Origin of the sequence: Pyxidicoccus fallax (genome assembly GCF_012933655.1) — a bacterium.
GTDB lineage: Bacteria > Myxococcota > Myxococcia > Myxococcales > Myxococcaceae > Myxococcus > Myxococcus fallax.
In genome coordinates, this window is sequence record NZ_JABBJJ010000147.1 from 25,530 (window position 1) to 29,479 (window position 3,950).

Sequence of the window (3,950 nt, forward strand, 5' to 3'; positions counted from 1 at the left end):
AATGGGTCAGGGCCCCTGGAACAGGCGGAAGGCGGGCGGGGTCGCCGGCTTGACGTCTTTTTCAGGGATGTGAACAGAATGCACCCACTCCCAGGAGTCGAACACCATGGCGGATGAGCGCGAAGACACGACCGTCTACAAGGTCGTCGTGAACCACGAAGAGCAGTACTCCATCTGGCCGGCGGACCGCGAGAACGCGCTCGGCTGGAAGGATGCGGGCAAGCAGGGCCCCAAGGCCGAGTGCCTGGAGTACATCAAGCAGGTCTGGACGGACATGCGTCCCCTGAGCCTCCGCAAGAAGATGGAGGAGCAGGCCCAGCTGAAGAACTGAAGTCCTCCGGGACAACACGCCCCCGCGGCCCGGCGTCATGGCCAGGGCCGGGGGGCGTGCCTGTCTCAAGCCACTAGAGGTCCGGCGGCGGCCGGACACCCAGGTGGCACGCACGCAACGCCAGCTGCGTGCGGTTCTCCGCGCCCAGCTTCCGGTAGAGCTGCGTGACGTGCGACTTCACCGTGCGCTCCGCGATCTGCAGGTGCGCGGCGATCTTCAGGTTGTCCGCGCCTCCCGCCACGTACGCCAGCACCTCGCGCTCGCGCTGCGTGAGCGCCAGCAGCACGCTGGCGGTGGGCGACGTCACCGGCGGATGCTCGAAGTCATTCCGGAGCAACTGCACCGGGAACAACCGCTCGCCCCGCACCAACGAGTTGATGGCCGACGCCACGGCCGTGGTGCCGAGGCCCGCTCGGAAGAGGTAGCCGGAGGCGCCCTCGTCGAAGCACTGCGAGATGATCTCCGGCGAGCTCACCGCGGAGAGCAGCAGCATCCTCACCTCGAGCCGGCGCTTGCGCGCCTCCCGCAGCAGGTTGATGCCCTCCGTCACGGAGCAGCCGACAGCCGCCTCGCTGTCGCCCTCCACGTCCATGACCGCCACCTGCGGCGGGTCGGTGCCCAGACCATCGAGGAAGAGCCGCACGTCCCTCGTCACCGAGGACACCTGCACGCCCTCTCCACGGAGACCCTCGGCGAGGCCCTGCCAGGCCGCCCACGGTCCCTCGAGAATCGATACACGAATCGCTGCTTGATTGTTTGCCATGCGAAGGCCCCCCAGCCGCCATGGCGAGAAACTGCAATGACTACATGTTGACCACAGCCGACTCCGAAACTCCGGGTCAACGGGGAGTGGGACTAGGAAGAACGAGCGCGTCCGCTGAACCACTTCGGAATCGGTCTACCGATACAAGACTCGACTCCAGACTGCTTCTGACTGCCAACTCCGACTACGTCCGTTCGGGCCAGCCTCCTGACGGCCCACTCCAGGGTCCACGCATGAAACCCTAACACCGGGAAAGCGCGGGCGCGACTCAGCCCCGGTGGGAGTGTCTAGTGTGCATGAATTGGATCCGGTTCCAGGGGCTTCCGACGTCGGTTCGTCATCGCTGTCCGCCCCCGGACACGCCGCGCCGTCCACAATCCGATAGACGAGGCCCTCCTGTCCCACCTCTTCGTCCAATGACGAACACCCCATTAATTCCAGCAAAACCAGCGAGCCCTGTCCAGGTGGGGGAAAAACCCCTCCGGAATACCCCTGAGACGGCCGTGTATGCTGGGTGGCCTACATGAGCACCGCCTCATCCCCCCACCTCGACGTGGCCACGCCGGAGCGCGTGGCGCTGACGCTGCCCGTGGCCGGTATCGGCTACCGGTGCCTGGCCTGGCTCGTGGACGCGAGCCTGTTGTTCTTCTTCTGGATTGTCGCCTACTTCGTCTTCACGCTGCTGGTGTCGGACGTGCTGGGCGTCTTCCAGGGGCTGTCCGGGCTGGGGCAGACGCTGCTGGTGGTGGGCGTCTTCGCGACGCAGTGGCTGTACTGGACGCTGGCGGAGGTCTTCTGGCACGGGCAGACGCCCGGCAAGCGCGCGCTGGGCATCCGCGTGGTGCGGATGGACGGCTCGCCGGTGGGCCTCTACGAGAGCGCGGTGCGCAACCTCTGCCGCGCGGTGGACTTCCTGCCGGCGGCGTACGCCACGGGCTGCATCTCCATGCTGCTCACCCGCCAGCACCGGCGCCTGGGAGACTTGCTGGCCGGCACGCTGCTGGTGCGCGAGGAGCGCATCGACCTGGACAAGTACACCACCGCGCCCGCCCCCGGAGCGACGCCAGCAGCCGCGGGCGCCTCCCGCGCGCTGACGCCGGAGGAGGTGGAGCTGGTGCTGGCCTTCCTCGCGCGCGCGCCCGGGCTGCAGCCCGACGTGCGGCTGCGGCTGGGCACGCGGCTGGTGGACCGGGTGGGCGGGCTGTCCGGCGAGGAGCGCGAGGCGGTGCTCGCCTCCCCCGAGCGGCTGGAGTCCTTCCTGCGCGCCCGCGCCCGGGCGGAGGTCTGACATGGCGTTGCCGCTGCCCGCCTTCGTGGCGAAGCGCCGCGCGGACTGGGACGCGCTCCAGGCGCTGCTGGGCCGCCAGCGCTCCGGCGCGCTGAAGCTGGAGGAGCTGCGCACGCTGGACACGCTCTACCGCCGCGCCGCCGCGGACCTGGCGCATACCCAGACGTTCTACCCGGGCACGGACGCGCACCGCTTCCTCAACCAGCTATGCGGCCAGGCCTACGCCGCCATCTACCAGCCGCCGCGCGAGCGCTGGCCCGCCGTGCGCGACTTCTTCCGGCGCGACTTCCCGCGCACACTGCGCCGCGAGAAGGGCTTCGTGGGCGCCAGCGCCGCCCTCTTCTGCCTGGGGCTGCTGCTGGGAGCGCTGGTGGTGCTGTGGGAGCCGCGCGGCGCGGAGCTGCTGGTGCCGGCCGGCGTGCGCCAGTACGTGGCCCACGGCCGCATGTGGACGGACGACATCCTGTCGGTGGCGCCACCCAACTCGGTGGCGTCCGGCATCGCCACCAACAACCTCACCGTCACCATCCTCACCTTCGCCATGGGGATGCTGTTCGGCCTGGGCACCCTCTACATGCTGGTGAACAACGGCGTGCACATCGGCGCCGTGGGCGCGCACTGCATCCGGGAGGGCATGGCGCGCGGGTTCTTCGACTTCATCTCCGCGCACGGCCCGGTGGAGCTGTCCATCATCGTCATCGCGGGCGGCGCGGGCCTCATGGTGGGCCAGGCGCTCATCGACCCGGGAGAGCTGCCGCGAGGCCAGGCCCTGGCGCTGCGGGGGCGCGAGGCGGTGAAGCTGGTGCTGGGCTGCGCGCCCTTCCTGGCCTTCATCGGCGTGGTGGAGGGCTACGTGTCCCCGGGCAGCATGTTCCCCACCTGGGTGAAGGCGGGGCTGGGCCTGTCGCTGGGGGCGCTCTTCTGGGGCTACCTGCTGCGGGCCGGCAGGGCGGAAGCGGACGGCGCGGCGGTGCCCGCGGACAGCGCCTCCTGACGCTTGCGCGCGCGGTGCCGGAGGATGCGCTCGTAGGCCGCGTTCAATTCGCGCATCTTCTCCGCCGAGCCGCCGCGGTCCGGGTGCCGCTCCATGGCCAGCGCGTGGTAGCGCGCGCGCACCGTCTCCGCCGAGTCCAGCGGCGACACGCCCAGCAGCCGGTACGGGTCCTGGTCCTCCAGGGCGGACAGCCAGCGATCCAACCGGTCCTTCACCTCCAGGAAGCGCGCGTCCTCGTCGCCCGTGTCCTTCACGGGGTGCGTGCGCACCTTCGCATCCGCGCGGAAGACGTCCGAGTACACGCTGGACACCCAGCGGTGACACCCCGAGCACCGGAAGTAGCGCACCCGCTGCCCGTTCTGCAGGGTCATCCGGATGCCGCAGTGGGTGCACTCCACCTCGACGTTCTCCAGGGTCTGCCAGTTCGCGACCGCCGCTGCTCCCATCGGACCTTGCTCCTCTTGCAACACGCCTGTAGCACCGCCAAGGTCCCACGAAGGGAGATCGCGTCAAGAAAAACTCCCACCTCTGGCCCCCCCGTCCCCCTCCCGGGGCCCGGGTTTCGGGGTAGAAC

The 3,950-nt window shown here is 69.6% G+C and carries 5 protein-coding genes; 3 read left to right on the forward strand and 2 right to left on the reverse strand.

The window, feature by feature from the left end; translation table 11 throughout:
- Positions 1-106: 106 nt before the first annotated feature.
- On the forward strand, positions 107-331 hold the full coding sequence (locus HG543_RS27965; RefSeq protein ID WP_169347934.1) for an MbtH family protein: 225 nt from the start codon (positions 107-109) through the stop codon (positions 329-331).
- 73 nt (positions 332-404) lie between these two features.
- On the opposite strand, the gene fruA is transcribed toward HG543_RS27965, so the two are convergent.
- A complete protein-coding gene (fruA, locus tag HG543_RS27970) occupies positions 405-1,094 on the reverse strand; it encodes a response regulator transcription factor FruA (protein WP_169347935.1) in 690 nt (229 codons plus the stop codon).
- A gap of 523 nt (positions 1,095-1,617) precedes the next feature.
- On the opposite strand from fruA, the gene HG543_RS27975 reads away from it, so the two are divergent.
- Both HG543_RS27975 and HG543_RS27980 read left to right on the forward strand, forming a co-directional pair.
- Complete coding sequence (locus HG543_RS27975) at positions 1,618-2,382, forward strand: RDD family protein (protein WP_169347936.1); 765 nt, start codon at positions 1,618-1,620, stop codon at positions 2,380-2,382.
- Between the two features lies 1 nt (position 2,383).
- Complete coding sequence (locus HG543_RS27980; protein ID WP_169347937.1) at positions 2,384-3,376, forward strand: stage II sporulation protein M; 993 nt, start codon at positions 2,384-2,386, stop codon at positions 3,374-3,376.
- Here HG543_RS27980 and HG543_RS27985 read toward each other — a convergent pair.
- A complete protein-coding gene (locus HG543_RS27985; protein WP_169347938.1) occupies positions 3,310-3,822 on the reverse strand; it encodes a J domain-containing protein in 513 nt (170 codons plus the stop codon). The genes HG543_RS27980 and HG543_RS27985 overlap by 67 nt on opposite strands.
- Positions 3,823-3,950 lie beyond the last annotated feature (128 nt).